This is a genomic window from Streptomyces sp. NPDC037054, from assembly GCF_055606745.1.
This window is the reverse complement of record NZ_JBVJSJ010000002.1, coordinates 353,020-368,754: the sequence shown is the minus strand read 5'-3', so window position 1 is coordinate 368,754 and position 15,735 is coordinate 353,020. Positions and strand designations below refer to the sequence as shown.

General features: G+C 73.1%; 18 protein-coding genes. 9 read left to right on the top strand and 9 right to left on the bottom strand.

Annotation, left to right across the window (positions count from 1 at the left end):
- Window positions 1-391 precede the first annotated feature (391 nt).
- Window positions 392-1,117 carry a pentapeptide repeat-containing protein gene (locus tag ACZ7D7_RS06650; protein WP_470822852.1) on the top strand — a complete coding sequence of 242 codons (726 nt, stop codon included), beginning with the start codon at window positions 392-394 and terminating at the stop codon, window positions 1,115-1,117.
- Window positions 1,111-1,278, top strand: coding sequence for a hypothetical protein (locus ACZ7D7_RS06645; protein ID WP_470822851.1), 168 nt, complete (start codon window positions 1,111-1,113; stop codon window positions 1,276-1,278). Before ACZ7D7_RS06650 ends, ACZ7D7_RS06645 begins: the two co-directional genes overlap by 7 nt.
- A 749-nt stretch (window positions 1,279-2,027) precedes the next feature.
- Here the strand turns inward: ACZ7D7_RS06645 and ACZ7D7_RS06640 are convergent.
- Entirely contained in the window at window positions 2,028-3,059 is a 1,032-nt protein-coding gene (locus tag ACZ7D7_RS06640) for a DUF6745 domain-containing protein (protein ID WP_470823200.1), read from the bottom strand.
- 72 nt (window positions 3,060-3,131) lie between these two features.
- Window positions 3,132-3,458 (bottom strand): hypothetical protein, encoded by a 327-nt coding sequence (locus tag ACZ7D7_RS06635; protein WP_470822850.1) that lies wholly within the window; start codon window positions 3,456-3,458, stop codon window positions 3,132-3,134.
- Window positions 3,459-3,704: 246 nt separating this feature from the next.
- Here ACZ7D7_RS06635 and ACZ7D7_RS06630 point away from each other — a divergent pair, with 246 nt between their 5' ends.
- The 7 genes from ACZ7D7_RS06630 to ACZ7D7_RS06600 all read left to right on the top strand — a co-directional run bounded on the left by ACZ7D7_RS06630 (window position 3,705) and on the right by ACZ7D7_RS06600 (window position 10,623).
- Window positions 3,705-4,658 (top strand): STM4015 family protein, encoded by a 954-nt coding sequence (locus ACZ7D7_RS06630; RefSeq protein ID WP_470822849.1) that lies wholly within the window; start codon window positions 3,705-3,707, stop codon window positions 4,656-4,658.
- A gap of 7 nt (window positions 4,659-4,665) precedes the next feature.
- The gene (locus tag ACZ7D7_RS06625) at window positions 4,666-5,643 is read left to right on the top strand and encodes an STM4015 family protein (protein WP_470822848.1); all 978 of its coding nucleotides are present in this window, start codon (window positions 4,666-4,668) and stop codon (window positions 5,641-5,643) included.
- A gap of 235 nt (window positions 5,644-5,878) precedes the next feature.
- On the top strand, window positions 5,879-7,054 hold the full coding sequence (locus ACZ7D7_RS06620) for an STM4014 family protein (RefSeq protein ID WP_470823199.1): 1,176 nt from the start codon (window positions 5,879-5,881) through the stop codon (window positions 7,052-7,054).
- Window position 7,055: 1 nt separating this feature from the next.
- On the top strand, window positions 7,056-7,862 hold the full coding sequence (locus ACZ7D7_RS06615; protein ID WP_470823198.1) for an STM4013/SEN3800 family hydrolase: 807 nt from the start codon (window positions 7,056-7,058) through the stop codon (window positions 7,860-7,862).
- On the top strand, window positions 7,859-9,268 hold the full coding sequence (locus ACZ7D7_RS06610) for an STM4012 family radical SAM protein (RefSeq protein ID WP_470822847.1): 1,410 nt from the start codon (window positions 7,859-7,861) through the stop codon (window positions 9,266-9,268). The genes ACZ7D7_RS06615 and ACZ7D7_RS06610 overlap by 4 nt, the downstream gene beginning before the upstream one ends.
- A gap of 17 nt (window positions 9,269-9,285) precedes the next feature.
- The gene (locus ACZ7D7_RS06605) at window positions 9,286-10,197 is read left to right on the top strand and encodes an STM4011 family radical SAM protein (RefSeq protein WP_470823197.1); all 912 of its coding nucleotides are present in this window, start codon (window positions 9,286-9,288) and stop codon (window positions 10,195-10,197) included.
- A 150-nt stretch (window positions 10,198-10,347) separates the two neighbouring features.
- Window positions 10,348-10,623, top strand: a complete 276-nt coding sequence (locus ACZ7D7_RS06600; RefSeq protein ID WP_470822846.1) for a chaplin — start codon at window positions 10,348-10,350, stop codon at window positions 10,621-10,623.
- Window positions 10,624-10,780: 157 nt separating this feature from the next.
- Here the strand turns inward: ACZ7D7_RS06600 and ACZ7D7_RS06595 are convergent, their stop codons facing one another.
- The 7 genes from ACZ7D7_RS06595 to ACZ7D7_RS06565 form a co-directional block, all read right to left on the bottom strand.
- Window positions 10,781-11,647, bottom strand: coding sequence for a tyrosinase family protein (locus tag ACZ7D7_RS06595; RefSeq protein WP_470822845.1), 867 nt, complete (start codon window positions 11,645-11,647; stop codon window positions 10,781-10,783).
- Window positions 11,631-12,146 (bottom strand): tyrosinase family oxidase copper chaperone, encoded by a 516-nt coding sequence (locus ACZ7D7_RS06590; protein ID WP_470822844.1) that lies wholly within the window; start codon window positions 12,144-12,146, stop codon window positions 11,631-11,633. The genes ACZ7D7_RS06595 and ACZ7D7_RS06590 overlap by 17 nt, the downstream gene beginning before the upstream one ends.
- 299 nt (window positions 12,147-12,445) lie before the next feature.
- Entirely contained in the window at window positions 12,446-12,964 is a 519-nt protein-coding gene (locus ACZ7D7_RS06585) for a hypothetical protein (protein ID WP_470822843.1), read from the bottom strand.
- Window positions 12,965-13,080: 116 nt separating this feature from the next.
- Window positions 13,081-13,698: a vitamin K epoxide reductase family protein gene (locus ACZ7D7_RS06580; RefSeq protein WP_470822842.1), complete on the bottom strand. Its 618-nt coding sequence runs from the start codon at window positions 13,696-13,698 to the stop codon at window positions 13,081-13,083.
- Window positions 13,698-14,195, bottom strand: a complete 498-nt coding sequence (locus ACZ7D7_RS06575) for a DUF5949 family protein (RefSeq protein ID WP_470822841.1) — start codon at window positions 14,193-14,195, stop codon at window positions 13,698-13,700. The genes ACZ7D7_RS06580 and ACZ7D7_RS06575 overlap by 1 nt, the downstream gene beginning before the upstream one ends.
- A gap of 129 nt (window positions 14,196-14,324) precedes the next feature.
- A complete protein-coding gene (locus ACZ7D7_RS06570) occupies window positions 14,325-14,642 on the bottom strand; it encodes a hypothetical protein (protein ID WP_470822840.1) in 318 nt (105 codons plus the stop codon).
- A 219-nt stretch (window positions 14,643-14,861) separates the two neighbouring features.
- Window positions 14,862-15,596, bottom strand: coding sequence for a hypothetical protein (locus ACZ7D7_RS06565; RefSeq protein WP_470822839.1), 735 nt, complete (start codon window positions 15,594-15,596; stop codon window positions 14,862-14,864).
- Window positions 15,597-15,735 lie beyond the last annotated feature (139 nt).

Here is a 15,735-nt window from a genome sequence, read left to right as displayed (position 1 = left end):
CCGGACGTGAACCACGAGGCGCACTGAGTCGCCGGTGTCTACGACGTCCTCAACCACCACCTTGTCGAGCCGCGGAAACAACTCGTCCAAGACATGATCGGTCAACATGTCTGGCCATAGAGGCCGACGACCACCATTCACGCCTACCCGAAATGTTGATCGGACCGAACTGAATGGCTGTCAGCAGATCGGATCTCGTTGCATTGGATCTACGCGCAAGCGGGAAATTCCCCACCGAAGGGTGCCTACAACCCGGAGAACAACCAGGCATGGGTGCGCAAACTGGGGGACCAGATTGCCACCAGAGGACGCATAGTTGTCCTCGACATGCGCAATGCCAGCCAAGCGGCGATCGACGATGTGAAGTCGATCGTCGAACAGCATGGGTGGAGTGATCGAGTTGTCTGGTATCCGCGACGTGAACCGAATCGTCCGGATGATGCCGACGGATGCGGAGGCCGCCGCAGCCCTGCGCGAGTGGGCAGAGCAACCGGACTCACGTCTGGACGCCTCGGCACTCGATCTGTCCCAGGCCGACCTGTCAGGTGCGGACCTCGCCATGTCACTCCTGACCCAGACCGTCCTCCGCAGAGCCAAACTCGTCGGCACAGACCTCTACCGGGCCCACCTGGAGGGCGCCGTGCTCGATGAGGCCGACCTCTCCAGCGCGTCGCTGGTCAAGGTTGAATTCGACGAGGCTTCCCTGCGCGGCGCCACATTGGATGAAGCAGATCTGGGGAGTACCACCCTCTGGGCGGTCGATGCCCGTTCTGCTCGCTTCCGGGCGGCAAAGCTCGACGGGGCATCCTTGATCGACGTCAGGTTGGAGGGCGCCGATCTCACCAACGCGTCGATGCGTGAGACGTCGTTGAAGGCCGTGCTCGACGAGCAAACCGTCGTACAAGGGCTCTCCGGCACGATCTTTGGCCCTGCGGTCATCGAACGGGCAGGCGTACGGCGCGAGCTCAACGGGCCGGAACTCGAACAGTGGCTGAACAGCCGCGGAGCGAACTACAAGTTCTCAATCCGCGCTCCGGTGACATCACATATTACGCCAAGTTCAGCGAAGGCTACTCTCGCAGCAACCCTCAGGGCATCGTCAGACGCCGCATGGTGAACGGTGTAGCGCATGACGAGGCATTCACCAGGAACCTGCGCTGGGAACCGACCGAGTACCTGCGGCTCTACGAGCTGGGACACAACGAGGTCGACCACGTGGAAATCACCGAAACGGAAGCTCTCGCATTCATTGAAGAGGTGACGAAAGAGAACACATAGCCAACCCAGCAGACAAGAAAACAATCGGCGAACCTCACCTCCAGAACGCCGGACCTTCATCCTGCTCGCGGGCCTCTATGCCGACGGCCCCGAATCTCGGCGTGAACACCATCGCCGACGGCGCCGTCATCCAACTCTGCGCTCCCGACGGCCGCCCCCTCGTCGCCGTGGAAGCCCTCTCCTGGTCCAGGTCTCCGGCGAGACTGCCCGCCTGCTTGATCACGTGGTGACGGGACCGGTGTGGTGGACCGACGCCCGCGCCTCCACCGCCGTCCCCGAAGCGGCACGCCTCGCCGGATCCTTCGCCGGACGAGTCGCCACCGTCCTCGACGGCGCTGCCTGGCCCCCAGAGGCCGCCTCCACTGAGGTCGTCCCGCTCACCACCGACATCTCCGCCACCCTGACCCCCGCCGCCCCGGCCGCCTACGTCATGACCCCGACCACGGCGGTGGTCATCCAGGACCGTCCCCTTGGTCGCCATGACCAGCTGATTCTCCGACGCCCTGCGCGCCGCGACCGCCACCGACCGGGCCATGCAGATCGTCACCCCGGCCAACGACACGCCGCACCCTGCCCACCCGCACGGCCTTACGCGGCCGAGTTCGCACCTTCGCATGCGGAGAGGCGACGGCTTTGAGGCGTGGACCTTGCTCAGTGCGCCCGCTCAGGACTCGAAGCTGCGCAGCGCGAGAAAGTGACAGAGGGCCGTCATCGGCTCAGGTCTCCTTCCGGATCAGGTCCCCACTGCCTCAGGTCTCCCTCTCCGGCACGTACTCCGTCTCGTCCAGGCCGAAGGTCCACGCCACGCCCTCCCGGGCCGTCCGGGTCCGGGGTGGTACGCGCAGCCAGTACGTGCGGTGGGTGCCGTCCGGCTCCGGGGTGGAGTTGAGCACCTCGACCATCACCAGCGGCTCGTCGCCCTCCAGTTCGATGCGCCACAGCACGCCCGCCTCGTCGCGCTGCACCGGCTCGGCCCCGGACTCCTCCAGGTAGCGCTCGTAGCCGTAGTGCTCCAGCATGACGCGGCGCAGCTCGGCGTTCTCCTCCTCGCGTATCCGCCGCGGCGTCAGGCCCGTGAGGCCGTCGAGGAATTCGGCCGGGACCGGCATGCCACGCCACGCGTGCAGGGCGAATCCGTCGGGGAAGGCGAGCGCCGGGCCGTCGCCGCGGTCGAGCCGGCCCGCCTCGTCCCGGTGCAGTTCCACGGGGCGTTCGCAGACGATCGCGGTCTTCTCGTACGGCCACCACCAGCCCGCGGAGCGCGCCACCGCGGCGATGCCGTCGAGGGCCTCCGCGCCCTCCTGCCCGTCGAAGGCCGCCAGCCAGGCGGCATCGTGCTGCCCCAGCACGGCATCGAGCAGCACGAGACGGACGGCCCGCTCAGCGCCCGGCGCCTCGGCCGAGGCCTCGATCACGCCGGTGCGCAGGCGCTCGGTCAGCAGGGCCGTGGTGTCCCACAGCCGGGCTCCCGTCAGGGCCCAGTGCTCGGCCCAGCCGGCCGGACCGAGCCGATGGGCCAAGCGCTTTCGCGCGGCGGCCCACGGCCGGGTGCGCACCACGTCGCGGACGCTGCGGCCCGCCGTGCCCTCCGCGCCGAGCCGCGCGGCCAGTTCCGCGCCCTCGCGGGGCGAACCCGCCCACAGGACGCGCTCGGGCCCGGGCAGGCCCGCCAGCTCGTAGGCCAGGCGCACGCCTTCCTCGGCTGCCGTACGGTCCGCCGGGCCGGTCGCCGCGGCCACCTCGCGCCACACCGCCGTGACGTCCACCCGCGCGGTCTCCATCTGCGTCGTCATGCGCCACTCCCCCGTGATCACTGTCGTGTCGTTCACCATGTCCCCCTCCTCGGCCCGCGCTCAGTCCGCCACGACGCGCACCGCGCCGGGGACGTACTCGCGCTGCCGCACCACGCGGTACCAGCCCTTGGGCAGCGGTATCGCCGCGTGCTCCTCGTGCACCACGCGTCCGCCGTCCGGCAGATGGAGCCAGGACGCGCCGAACGGGCCCGGCTCTCGGACCAGCGTCCCCGGCCCGACCACCGCGTGGGCGTGTCCGGTGACCTCGCCGAGCGCCAGCACGAGCCTGCCCCGCGCGTCCCTCGGCTGCCGCGGCAGCCCGTCCGCGGCCGGTGGCACGGCGGCCTCCGCCACGGGCACGATCAGGACATCCCCTTGCCGGTACATGCACCTCTCCCCTCACCGCCGGCACCTCGCCGACCGATGTCCACGACGCTACGACGGGGGTCTGACAACGCCCCCGGGGCCGCGGCCCGCGGGCGCTGCCACGGCGTCACGACCCCTCCGTACACAGCTCCGACCCCTCCCGTACACGGCTCCGTGCACAGCCCGTCGGCCGCGCTGTCAGTGCCGCTTGGTACAACTCTCCGCACGAGCAGCGTCCGTCCGACCAGGAGACCGGAGACCCGCGACATGTCCCACGTCGAGCATCTGCAGGAACTGCACGGCCTCCCGGCCTTCGACTTCCCCGAAGCGGGGTCCGACCGGAAACTCCCGGCCGCGGACTCCGTCGCCTGGCGGCTGGCCGTCGACCCCTACGGGGACTCCCCGGAGGAGTTCGACGACCTGTGGGCCCGCTTCGTCGCCACCGTGGACCCGGCGGGCGTGCGGGCGCTCGTCGTGGGCCGGTGGGGCGAGCCGTACGACAACGACTCCGGCGTGATCGTCAAGCACCTGGTGGACGCCAAGGACCGGCTGACCTCGCTGCGGGCGGTGTTCCTCGGGGACTTGGAGATGGAGGAGGCGGAGATCTCCTGGATCGAGCACTCCGACGTCACGCCCGTCCTCGACGCCTACCCGCTGCTGGAGGAGTTCGGCGTCCGCGGCGGCACCGGGCTGCGCTTCCCGGCGGTCCGCCACGCGCACCTGCGCACGCTGAGCTTCGAGGCTGGCGGGCTGCCCGGCGAGGTCGTGCGCGGCGTCGTCGCGAGCGAACTGCCCGCTCTGGAGTACCTGGAGATGTGGCTCGGCGTCCAGGAGTACGGCGGTGACGCGACCGTCGCCGACCTCGCGCCGCTGCTCGCCGGAGGGCGCTTCCCCGCGCTGCGCCACCTCGGCCTGCGCAACAGCGAGATCCAGGACGAGATCGCGGCGGCCGTCGCCTCGGCGCCCGTCGTCGCCCAGCTGAAGTCGCTCGACCTGTCCCTCGGCGTGCTCACCGACGAGGGCGCGGCGGCGCTGCTCGACGGCCAGCCGCTCACCCACCTGACCTGGCTCGACCTGCACCACAACTTCGTCAGCGAGCCGGTGGCCGAGCGGGTCCGGGTGGCACTGGAGCCCTCCGGCGTGGAGGTCGACCTGTCCGAGACGGGCGACGAGGACGAGTGGGACGGCGTCGTCCACCGATACACCGCCGTAGCGGAATGAGGCCCTCATGACCGTCAACGAACACCTCGGGTCCTTCCACGGCCTGCCCGTCTTCACCCTGCCCGAGCCGCCCGGGGACGGCGCGGCGGAGAAACTCCCGGACGCGGCCGGCGTCGCCTGGCGGCTGGACTGCTTCGAGGCCGGCGAGGTGCCCTTCCCCGACCTGTGGCAGGAGTTCCTCGACCGGGTGCCGAGCGAGGAGGTACGCGCGCTGGTCCTCGGCCCCTGGTGGGAGGACGAGTACACGGAGCTGCGCCCGGTGCTGGAGCGGATCGTGGCCGACGCGGGGCGCTTCCCGGCGCTGCGCGCGCTGTTCCTCGCCGACGTCATCGGTGAGGAGTGCGAGATCTCCTGGCTCCAGCTCACCGATGTCACGCCCGTCCTGGAGGCCTTCCCCCTGCTGGAGGAGTTCGGTGTCCGCGGCGGTGACTCGCAGGGGCTGGGCGAGGAGCCCCTGTCGCTGCGGCCGGTACGGCACGACGCGCTGCGTGTGCTGCGGTTCGAGTCCGGCGGCCTGCCCGGGCAGGTGGTGCGGGCGGTCGCCGCGTGCGAACTGCCCGCTCTGGAGCGGCTGGAGCTGTGGCTGGGAATCTCCCACTACGGCGGCGACGCGACCGTCGCCGACCTCGCGCCCCTGCTGGCCGGCGGCCGGTTCCCCGCCCTGCGCCATCTCGGCCTGCAGAACAGCGAGTTGCAGGACGAGATCGCGGCGGCGGTCGCCTCGGCGCCGGTCGTCGCCCAGCTGTCGTCGCTGAGCCTGTCCATGGGCATCCTCACCGACTCCGGCGCCGAAGCCCTGCTCGGCGGCCAGCCCTTGACCCACCTGCGGCGCCTGGACCTGCGGCACCACTACCTGAGCGAGGCCGTCGCCGAGCGGGTGCGGACGGCGCTCGGGTCCGCCGGGACCGACGTGGACCTGTCGGACGCGCAGACGCCGCACGTCTGGCGGGACGAGGAGTGGCGCTATGTCGCTGTCTCGGAGTGACGTGCGACGCCCTCCCGGCGCGCCAGACCTCGTCGCCCCGCACCCCGACGCGCCGCACCCCGACACCCCACGCCTCGTCGCCCCGCACCCCGACGCGCCGCACCCCGACACCCCACGCCTCGTCGCCCCGCGCCCAGACGCCCCGCACCCCGACGCGCCGGGGCCCCACGCGCCGAGCCCCGACAAGGTCACCCGCTTCGCCGTCGTCGGCAACCCCGAGAACCGCCGGACGACGATGTTCGCCGACGCCGTCCGCGCGGCCGGCCACCCCGCCCCGCGCGTGCTCGCGTGGCGGGACGTGCTGAGCGGGCGGTACGCCTTCGCCGAGGGCGAGCGGGTGCGGATCGATTCCCCCGGTGAGAACGCCGAGGTGGACCGGCTGCTGCGGGACACCGACGATCCCACGCGGGTCGAGGGCACGGCGCTCTGGTACCGCCGGTTCACGGCGGCGGTCCGGGACGTGACGGAGGCGGCGCGGCACGCGGGCGCGGTGCCGTCGACCGGCCCGGAGGACGTCGCCGTGATGTTCGACAAGCGGCGCTGCCACGCCCGGCTCACCGCCGCGGGCGTCCCGGTGCCCCCGGCTCTGACGGGCCCCGTGGGCGGCTGGGAGGAGCTCAGGCGCCTGATGGCGGACGCCCGCATGTCGCGGGTGTTCGTGAAACCGGCCCACGGCTCGTCCGCGTCCGGCGTCGTGGCCCTCGCGACGGCGGGCCCCGGCCGCGTGAAGGCGACGACCTCCGTGGAGACCGCCCCCGACGGCCGCCTGTTCAACTCCCTCCGGGTGCGGCACTACACGTCGGAACGCGCGGTCGGCGCCCTCGTCGACGCCCTCGCGCCCGACGGCCTCCACGTCGAGCGCTGGTGGCCCAAGGCCGCGCAGGACGGCCGGGCCGCCGACCTCCGGGTGGTCGTGATCGCCGGCCGCGCCACGCACGCCGTCGTACGGACCAGCCGGCACCCCATGACGAACCTCCACCTCGGCGGCGTCCGCGGCGACCTGGACGCGGCCCGCGACGCGATCCGGGCGGCGGGCGGCCGCTTCGCGGACGTGCTCGAAACGGCGGAGCGGGCCGCCGCGTGCTTCCCGGACACGGACTGCGTCGGCGTGGACGTCCTCCCGGCCACCGGCTGGCGCCGCTTCGCCGTCGGCGAGGTCAACGCCTTCGGGGACCTGCTGCCCCGCCTCACCGGCCTGCCCGGCAGCGGCGCCGAAGGGCTCGACACGTACGCCGCGCAGGTCGCCGCCGTACGACAGGACCGGACGCCCGACGAGCGGACGCCCAACGAGCAGACGTACAGCACGCGAACGTACAGCCCGCGGACGTACGGCCCGCCCGGCGAGGCGGCAGACGTACGGCGCGCACGGCGCGGACGACGCGAGGAGCACCACCATGACGCCACCGGTTGACATGAACGAGGTCGTCGGCAGCCACGACCTGCTGATGGTCACGCTCGACACGCTCCGCTACGACGTGGCGCAGGAGTTGGCGGCGGCCGGCCGCATTCCGAACCTGGCCCGGCACCTGCCCGGGGGCAGCTGGGAGCGCCGGCACGCGCCCGGCAGCTTCACCTACGCCTCCCACCAGGCGATGTTCGCGGGCTTCCTGCCGACGCCGGCCGCACCGGGCCCGCATCCGAGGCTGTTCGCCGCGCGTTTCGCGGGGAGCGAGACCACCGCGGACGGCACCTTCGTCTACGACACGCCCGATCTGGTGTCGGGCCTGGCCGCCGCCGGCTACCGCACCGTCTGCGTCGGCGGCGTCGGCTTCTTCAACAAGCGGGGCCCACTGGGCTCGGTGCTGCCCGGGCTGTTCCAGGAGAGCCACTGGGAGCCCGAGTTCGGGGTCCCGTCGCCCACGTCGTTCGAGGCGCAGGTGGCGTGCGCCGAGAAGGTCGTCGCCGGGCTCCCCGGGGAACAGCGCCTGTTCCTCTTCGTGAACGTGTCGGCCCTGCACCAGCCCAACTGGTTCCATCTGCCCGGCGCCACCCGCGAGGCGGGCGACACCCGGGCCAGCCACGCCGCGGCACTGGAGTACGTGGACCGGCACATCGGGCGGCTGTTCGCCGCCGCCGCGAGCCGCCGGCCGTGCTTCGCCGTCGTCTGCTCCGACCACGGCACCGCCTACGGCGAGGACGGCTACACCGGCCACCGCATCGGCCACGACGTCGTCTGGACGGTTCCCTACGCCCACTTCTTCCTCGACGAGGCCCGATGAGCACCACAGTGACGAGCACGACCACCAGCACGACGAACACCCCGGCCGCAGCGACGCCCTCGACGTCCCCGCCCCCCGTCCGCCCCTACCAGCACTACGTCTACGCGTACCCGCACAAGACGGCCTACCGCCCGCTGCCCCGGGAACAGGCGTCGCTGCGCGCGTTGTGGGCCGGCGAGCCGAAGGACGCCCTGTCGCTGTACTTCCACATCCCGTTCTGCGAGGTGCGCTGCGGCTTCTGCAACCTCTTCACGCGGATCGGCGCGCCGGACGGCCTGACGACCGCCTACCTGGACGCGCTGGAACGGCAGGCGGCTGCGGCGCGCGAGGCGCTCGGCGAGGGCGCGCGGTTCGCGAACGCGGCCTTCGGCGGCGGCACTCCGACGTTCCTGGAGGCGGCCGAGCTGGAGCGGCTGTGCGACATCGCCGAGCACGGCCTCGGCGCGGACCTGGCCGCCGTCCCGCTGTCCGTGGAGGCCTCGCCCGCCACGGCGACCGCCGACCGGCTGGCCGTGCTGGCGGCGCGCGGCGCCACACGGCTGAGCCTGGGCGTGCAGAGCTTCCTCGACGCCGAGGCGCGCAAGGCCGTGCGGCCGCAGCGCCGCGCGGACGTCGAGGCGGCCCTCGCCCGGGTCCGCGACGCCGGCATCCCGGTCCTGAACATCGACCTGATCTACGGCATCGACGGACAGACCGAGGCGACCTGGCGCCAGTCGCTCGACGCGGCGCTCGCCTGGCAGCCGGAGGAGCTGTACCTGTACCCGCTGTACGTGCGCCCGCTCACCGGTCTCGACCGGCACCGGGGCGGCCCGGCGTCCGGCGACGCCGAGTGGGACGCGCAGCGGCTGCGGCTGTACCGGCACGGCCGCGACCACCTCCTCGCGCACGGCTACGAGCAGGTGTCGATGCGCATGTTCCGCCGCGCGGACGCCCCCGCGACCCGCGGCGAGGACTACGCCTGCCAGACCGACGGCATGGTCGGACTGGGCTGCGGCGCCCGCTCGTACACGTCCGAGCTGCACTACTCGTTCGACTACGCCGTGGACATGCACCGGATACGCGGGATCATCGACGACTACACCGCCCGCTCCACCGAGGAGTTCGGACACGCCGACTTCGGCCGGCGGATGGACGGCGACGAGTCCCGGCGCCGCCATCTCCTCCAGTCGCTGCTCCAGGCCGAGGGGATGCCCGTCGCGGACTACCGGTCCCGGTTCGGCACGGCGCCCGGCGACGACTTCGCCGCCGAGCTGGCCCGGTTCCGCGCGCGGGGCTGGCTGGACGACTCCGCCGGTCCGGAGCTGCTGCGGCTCTCCCCCGAGGGCCTCGCGCACTCGGACGCGCTGGGCCCCGAGCTGTTCTCCGAGGCGGTGCGCGAGCACATGGCCGCGTACGAGCCGAAGTGACGGAGCCCGAGCCCGCCATGGACCTGACGATCCTGTACCGGGGCCCGCTGGCGTCGTGCGACTACGACTGCCCGTACTGCCCCTTCGCCAAGCGCCGCGACAGCCGCGCCCAACTGGCCGCCGACCGCGCGGCCCTGGAGCGGTTCGCCGACTGGGCCGCCGGGCAGCGCGAGGACCGGCTCTCCCTGCTGTTCACGCCGTGGGGCGAGGGCCTGGTCCGCTCCTGGTACCGGCGCACGCTCACGGAGCTGAGCCGGCTGCCGCACGTCCGCCGGGTCGCCATCCAGACCAACCTCAGCTGCCGCACGGACTGGACGGCGGACGCCGACCCGGACACCCTCGCCCTGTGGTGCACCTTCCACCCGGGCCAGACGCCGTACGACCGTTTCCTCGCCAAGTGCCACGACCTGGCGGCCCGGGGCGTGCGCCACAGCGTCGGCGTGGTCGGTCTGCCCGAGCACCTGGAGCAGGCGCGGCGGCTGCGCGCCGATCTCCCCTCCGGCGTGTACCTCTGGGTCAACGCCGCCGAGGGGCACACGTACACGGACGCCGAGGCCGACGACTGGACCGCGCTCGACCCGCTGTTCCCGTACAGCCGCCACCCGCATCGCAGCGCCGGCCTGCCCTGCCGGACGGGGGAGTCCGTGATCTCGGTGGACGGCGAGGGCACGGTGCGCCGCTGTCACTTCGTCCGCGCGGAGCTGGGCAACCTGTACGACGGCTCCTACCGGCGTGCCCTGCGCCCGCGCCCCTGCCCGCTGGCCGTCTGCGACTGCCACATCGGCTACGTCCACCTGGAGTCCCTGCCGCTGTACGACGTGTTCGCGGGCGGTGTCCTGGAGCGCGTCCCGGCCGCCGTGCCGCCTCCCTCCGTGCCGCCTCCCGCAGCGGGCGTCCCGCCGCGCCGGGTGCTGCCGTTGACGTCGTAGGGTCGCTCCGCGATCGGCTCCGGTGCGGCGTTCGTGTTCAAAAAGGGTGATGCGTGCCGGAATGCCGTGACCGGTCCGCGTGTGCCGCGTTGAACGGGAAGTGCGGCGGCGCGTCCTGCTGTCGCGCTCACCGAGTCAAAGGAGAACGTGATGTCTCGCATCGCGAAGGCTGCTGGAGTCGCCCTCGGCACGGGCGCCGTGGTGATCAGCGGCGCCGGTCTGGCCATGGCGGACGCGGGCGCCCAGGGCAAGGCCGTCCACTCCCCCGGCGTGGCCTCCGGCAACGTCGTGCAGGTCCCGGTCCACATCCCGGTGAACCTGTGCGGGAACACCGTCAACGTGATCGCCCTGCTGAACCCGGCGTTCGGCAACACGTGCGTCAACAACGGCGGCGACCACCACAACGGCGGCGGCTACGGCGGCTGACCGCCCGACCGCGGTCACGCACGCGGAGAGAACCGCACGCACCACGCGGAGAGAGCCCCGGCAGCTCGGCGACGAGCACCGGGGCTCTCCCATGTCCCGCGCGGGCCAGACCGCCCGTCCCGCACCGCCCGGCGACGGCGGCGGCGGCGGCGGCGGCTCAGGCGTACCGGTAGATCCGGCTCACGTCCTCCAGCCGGTCCGGTGTCACGTCCCACGGCGGCAGCCTCTCGTGCCGCGCGACGACCCGGCCGCGCTGCAGGTCGCCCAGGGCGGGCTGACGGGCCGGCAGGTAGCGGGCGCCGCCGTGCCGGCGCTGCCACCGCGTCCACTGCAGGTCGATGAAGGCGTGCACCATCCAGAACACCGGGTCGTTGACGGACGCGCCGCCGACCATGGCGCCGCCGACCCAGCGGTGCACGCGGTTGTGGTTGCGCCAGGAGGTGCTGCCCCGGCCGGCGCCCCAGCCCTCCAGTTTGTTGCGGAAGCCCTTGCGGGACGTGGAGTTCCAGGGCGAGGAGTCGTAGACCGGGTCGTCCAGCGCCCACTCCAGGTCGCTACGGGTGGGCAGCTCGATCGGGTCGCGCGGTCGGCCGAGGTCGCGGGTGAGGAACTCCTCGTCGGTCACGTTCTCCCGAAGCGTCCAGTTGCCCTCGCCGTACGCGAACGGCCCGGTCGTGACCCGGCGGTCGGAGCGCCGTCCGGTGCCGCCGAGGAGGTCGTCGGTCCAGGGCACCGAGGTCGCCCTGCGGTCCTTCGTCCAGTCCCAGTACGGCACGGTCACCGACGGGTCCACCCGGCGCAGGGCGCGCTCCAGCTCCAGCAGGAACTGGCGGTGCCAGGGCAGGAAGGACGGCGCCATGTGGGCGGTGCGCAGGCCGTCCTCGCCGTCGGAGGTGTAGTACTCGATGTGCGTGCGCACGAACTCGTCGTACTCGCCGCGCCGTTTGATCTCCAGCAGCGCCTTCACGAACCGCCGCCGCTCGGTGCGGGTGAGCGTGCTGACGTCCTTACGGATGTACGCCATGGTGTCCCCCCTCGTGCCCGGGGCCGCGCCCCGTGTCCCGCAGCCTCCGGCCCGGCCCCATCTCGTCGACGGCCGCGCGGGCCGCCTCCAGCGGGGTCGGGTACGAGCGGTAGTGGTCGACCATGGTCAGCCAGGTGCCGTCGGCGCGGCGCATCAGGTGCAGCGGCCGGCCGTCGACGGTGACGTGCCATTCACCGGCGCCGACGGCCCGGCCCGCCGAGGTGCGGATGCCGCGGATGCGGCGCCCGCGGTACGTCTCGTCGAACGCCGTGTCCCGAGGGTCGCCGTGGGCCTGTGCCGACGTGGTCTCGCGGGGCGGGCGGGAGGCGGCGACGACCGGGGTGAGCGCCACGGCTCCGGCCGAGGCGAGCAGCCCGCGCACCACACCGCGGCGGGTGCCGCCTCCGTGGGGCCTGCGCCCGGGCACCGGCTCCGGTCTGCCGGGGTCCCCCGGTCCGTGCTCCGCGCGTTCTGCCGCTCCGCCGCCGCTGACGACCATGGTGTGCTCCTCGTCCGGTTCGGGTGTCGCCTGCGGTAACCGCGACGCGGGCCGCGCGGTCACCGGGGCGGGGCCGAAGCGGTGAGGGACGTGCCCCGGACGGCCGAGGGACCGGCCGGGCACACGGGCCATGCGCGGCCGGGCCCGCGGCCGCAGCCCTCCCGTACGCGGGCCGGTACGGGGACGGCACGCGGCCGATGCGTGCCCGACGCGTGGCACATACGCAGCCCTTGCGCGACCGATACGGCGCCGACGCGCGACCCGTTCGTGCCCGGCACGCAACCCGCGCGCGGCGGCGGTCAGCGGCCGCCGGGGCCCACGCCCAGGTTGGCGCCCGGCACCGTCTGGACGACGGGGGTCAGCACGCCCGCCTCGGGCAGCTTGGTGCCGGGCAGGCCGAAGTTGTCGGGGTCGGGCGCGGTGAGCGGGGCGTCCACGGACAGGCCGGGCGACAGGGTGCGCAGGTCGGAGGCGGGCACGTCGACGCCGACGTGGTCGAAGCCGTCGCCGAGGAGCCGCGGCAGCGGGGCGTGCACGCTCAGGCCGGGCAGCGGGCTGCTGACCGGCAACTGCGGCACGGCGCGGTCGGGCAGCAGACGCCCCTCGACGTAGCGCGGCCCGTCGGGCGTGCCCGGCGCCGGGAGCGGCACCTCGGCGCCGATCCTGGGCAGGTCCACGTTGAGGGAGTTCTCGACGCCCTCCAGCGGCAGGGGCACGGGCACCGTGTCGGCGGCCGCCGCCGGGGGCGAGGCGGCACCGACCGCGGCCGCGACGCCGGCGATGACGGCGGCAAGGGTTCCTCGGGTGGTCGACTTCATCTCAGGCACGGTCCCTTTCAACAGTCGGGGCGGGGCGTCCGTACCGCGTAACGATCCGGGGCCGGGCAGCAGCGCAAGATTCCCCCGTGCGCGCCAGTAGTACGACGGACGTACCGTCAGCTCGTCCAGAAGTCCCACCAGCGGGTCAGGATCAGCATCCCGACGATTCCGAGGTGCAGGACGGGCGGCAGCCAGGTGAACTCGCCGAAGAACGCGGCCAGCCAGCGCGGCGCGGGCAGGAAGCCGTGCAGGACGCCGAAGGACGTGACGTACCAGAACATGAGGATGGTCGCGACCCACGCCAGACAGCACCACAGGCACAGGGCGTTGATGCGGTACAGCGACTCGAACTGCAGCCAGGACACGAAGCCGACGCCGAAGAGGCATCCGGCGGCGAACGTCAGCCAGTACCAGCCGGGGAACCGGGCACCGGCCAGCAGGCTCACGCCGACGCAGATCACGATGCCGTAGGCGACCAGGCCCAGCATCGGGTTGGGGAAGCCGAAGGCGGCGGCCTGGTCGCTCTCCATGACGCTGCCGCAGGACACCACCGGGTTCAGGCTGCAGCCCGGCGTGAAGTTCGGGTCCTCGAGCAGTTTGAACTTGTCGAGGGTGATGACCCAGGAGGCCAGCAGCCCCGCCGCCCCGGTGACCACCAGCAGCAGGGCGAGTCCGCGTCCGGCGCCGGCGGCGTGGCGCTCCCGGCGTGCGTGCTGCGCCGTGGAGCCGGCCATCAGCCGCGCAGGCTGCGGGCGGGCAGGACGATGTGCGCCGCGGCGTTCAGGGTCTCGTCGGCGCCGGCGAACGCGGCCAGCGCCTCGGGGGCGAGCGGCCTGCCGGGCAGGGCCTCGGGCCAGGGACGCGTGGTGAACACGAAGTAGGCGTAGCCACGGGCCGCGACCGCCGCGAGCCACTCCGGCGGCGGGGTGCACTGGGCGTTGAAGCCCGGCATGCTGACGACGGCCTGGCCGGACTGGATGAGCATGCTGACGGGGAGGCTCGGCCGGCCGTTGCCGTCGACGAGGTCGCCGCCGACGGGCAGGCCGTTGCTCTCCAGCATGTTCCGCAGCGCGGCGGACGCGGCCCCGGGGCCGGCCGGGGCGTCCCCGAGGGAGTAGGCGAGGAGGTAGGGCATGTCGCCGCCGGGAGCCTCGCCGCTCCAGGCCATCACGACGAGCGTGCCCAGGTCGGCGGGCCGAAAAGGACGCGTGGCGCCAGTAGTTGAGGTCACCGCGCGACCTTATCGGCGTACCTGAACACACCCGGGCGCGTTATCACCCGCCCGGGGGAAGGCCCTCGTTCCGTCCACACGAACGAGGGACAGTCCTCGAACAGGGCCACCGGCGGCGACGCGACGCGGTCAGCCCTGGAGCGGGAGTCCGCCGAGGAGTCCGCCGGTCGAGTTCAGCGTCTCGGTGGCGCCCTTGACGGTGTTGAGCACGGAGTCCTTGTTCTCGGTGTCGAGGGCGCGGGACTGGCTCTGCAGCGGCATCAGGTCGCCGGGCCCCTGGGCGGCCAGCTGGTCCACGGCGCCGGGGAGCTGGGCGGTCAGCGTGTTCACGCCGCCGTTGAGGCTGGTGGGCGTGAGGCCGGACGCGTCGGCGGCGAACGCGGGCGCGGCGGCACCGGCGAGGACCAGGGAACCGGCGGCGACAGCGGCAGCCTTCAGGGACTTCATCGGGGTCCTTTCTGCGGCGACTCGGCCCCACCCAAGGGGATCCGGGTCACCAGAGGAGATCCGGAGGGATTCCGGAAGAGCTTCTGACGCCGTGCTCAACGATTCCCGTCCGGTGCGGAAACTCCGGCGTGCGGAGGTTTCTGCGGGCATACAAATGCCGCTGCGCCGGTCGGGGCGACCGGCGCAGCGGCAGGCGGAGGACTCGGACGGCGCCCGGCGTCAGGAGGCGGGCAGGTCCCCGGTCGGCAGGTTGCTGCCGGTGGGCAGGTTCTGCGTCGGCAGGTTCTGCGTGGGCAGCTCGGACGTCGGCAGCTGGGACGTCGGCAGCTCGGACGTGGGGAGTTGGGACGTCGGCAGCTGGGACGTGGGCTGCTGCGCGGCCGGCAGGCTCGGCAGGGCCGGCAGGCCCGCGAGGTCCGGGGCGGGCAGCCCGCCGCCGAGCAGCGTCGCGGCGACGAGGTTGACGAGGCCGGTCACCACGTCGGTGGCGGCGGGCTGGACCTGTTCGGCGTCACCGGCGGTGGCGGCCTTGAGCAGGGCGTCCACGGACTTCTGGAGCGCGGCCAGCGAGTCGGCCCTCAGGTCGGGGGCGGGCGCCGACTTCGCGGACGCGGGCGCCGGCAGGGTCGTGGCCGGGACGGCGCCGGCCTTGGCGATGGCCTCCTTGACGGCGGCGGCGTGCTTGGCCGCCTCCTCGGGCGCGAGCCGGCCGTTGTCCGCCTTCAGGACGGCGTTCAGCAGTTCGGTGGCGGGCTTCAGCGCGTCGCTGAGGTCGCCGAGGCTCTTGGTCTGGGCGAGGAGTGCCTTGGCGTCGGCGACGGGTGCCTGGGCGACCGCGGCGGTGTGCTCCCGGGGCGCGTCGCTGCCGGCCGCCACGGCGGCGGGCCCGGTGACACCGAGCAGGAGGAAGGCGCTGAGCGTGGTGGTCGCGAGTCGCCGTGCGGGCAGACGCATGGGGGTTCCTTTCGATGAGCGTCGGATCTTGAGCCCACCGTGGAAGCGGCCACCGCGCTCTGCAACCGTACGGACACCCCGAGTGAGTGACCGCTGTCCGCCATCTCCGCGTCGGGGCAGGTGAGGGGGCGCGTCAAGT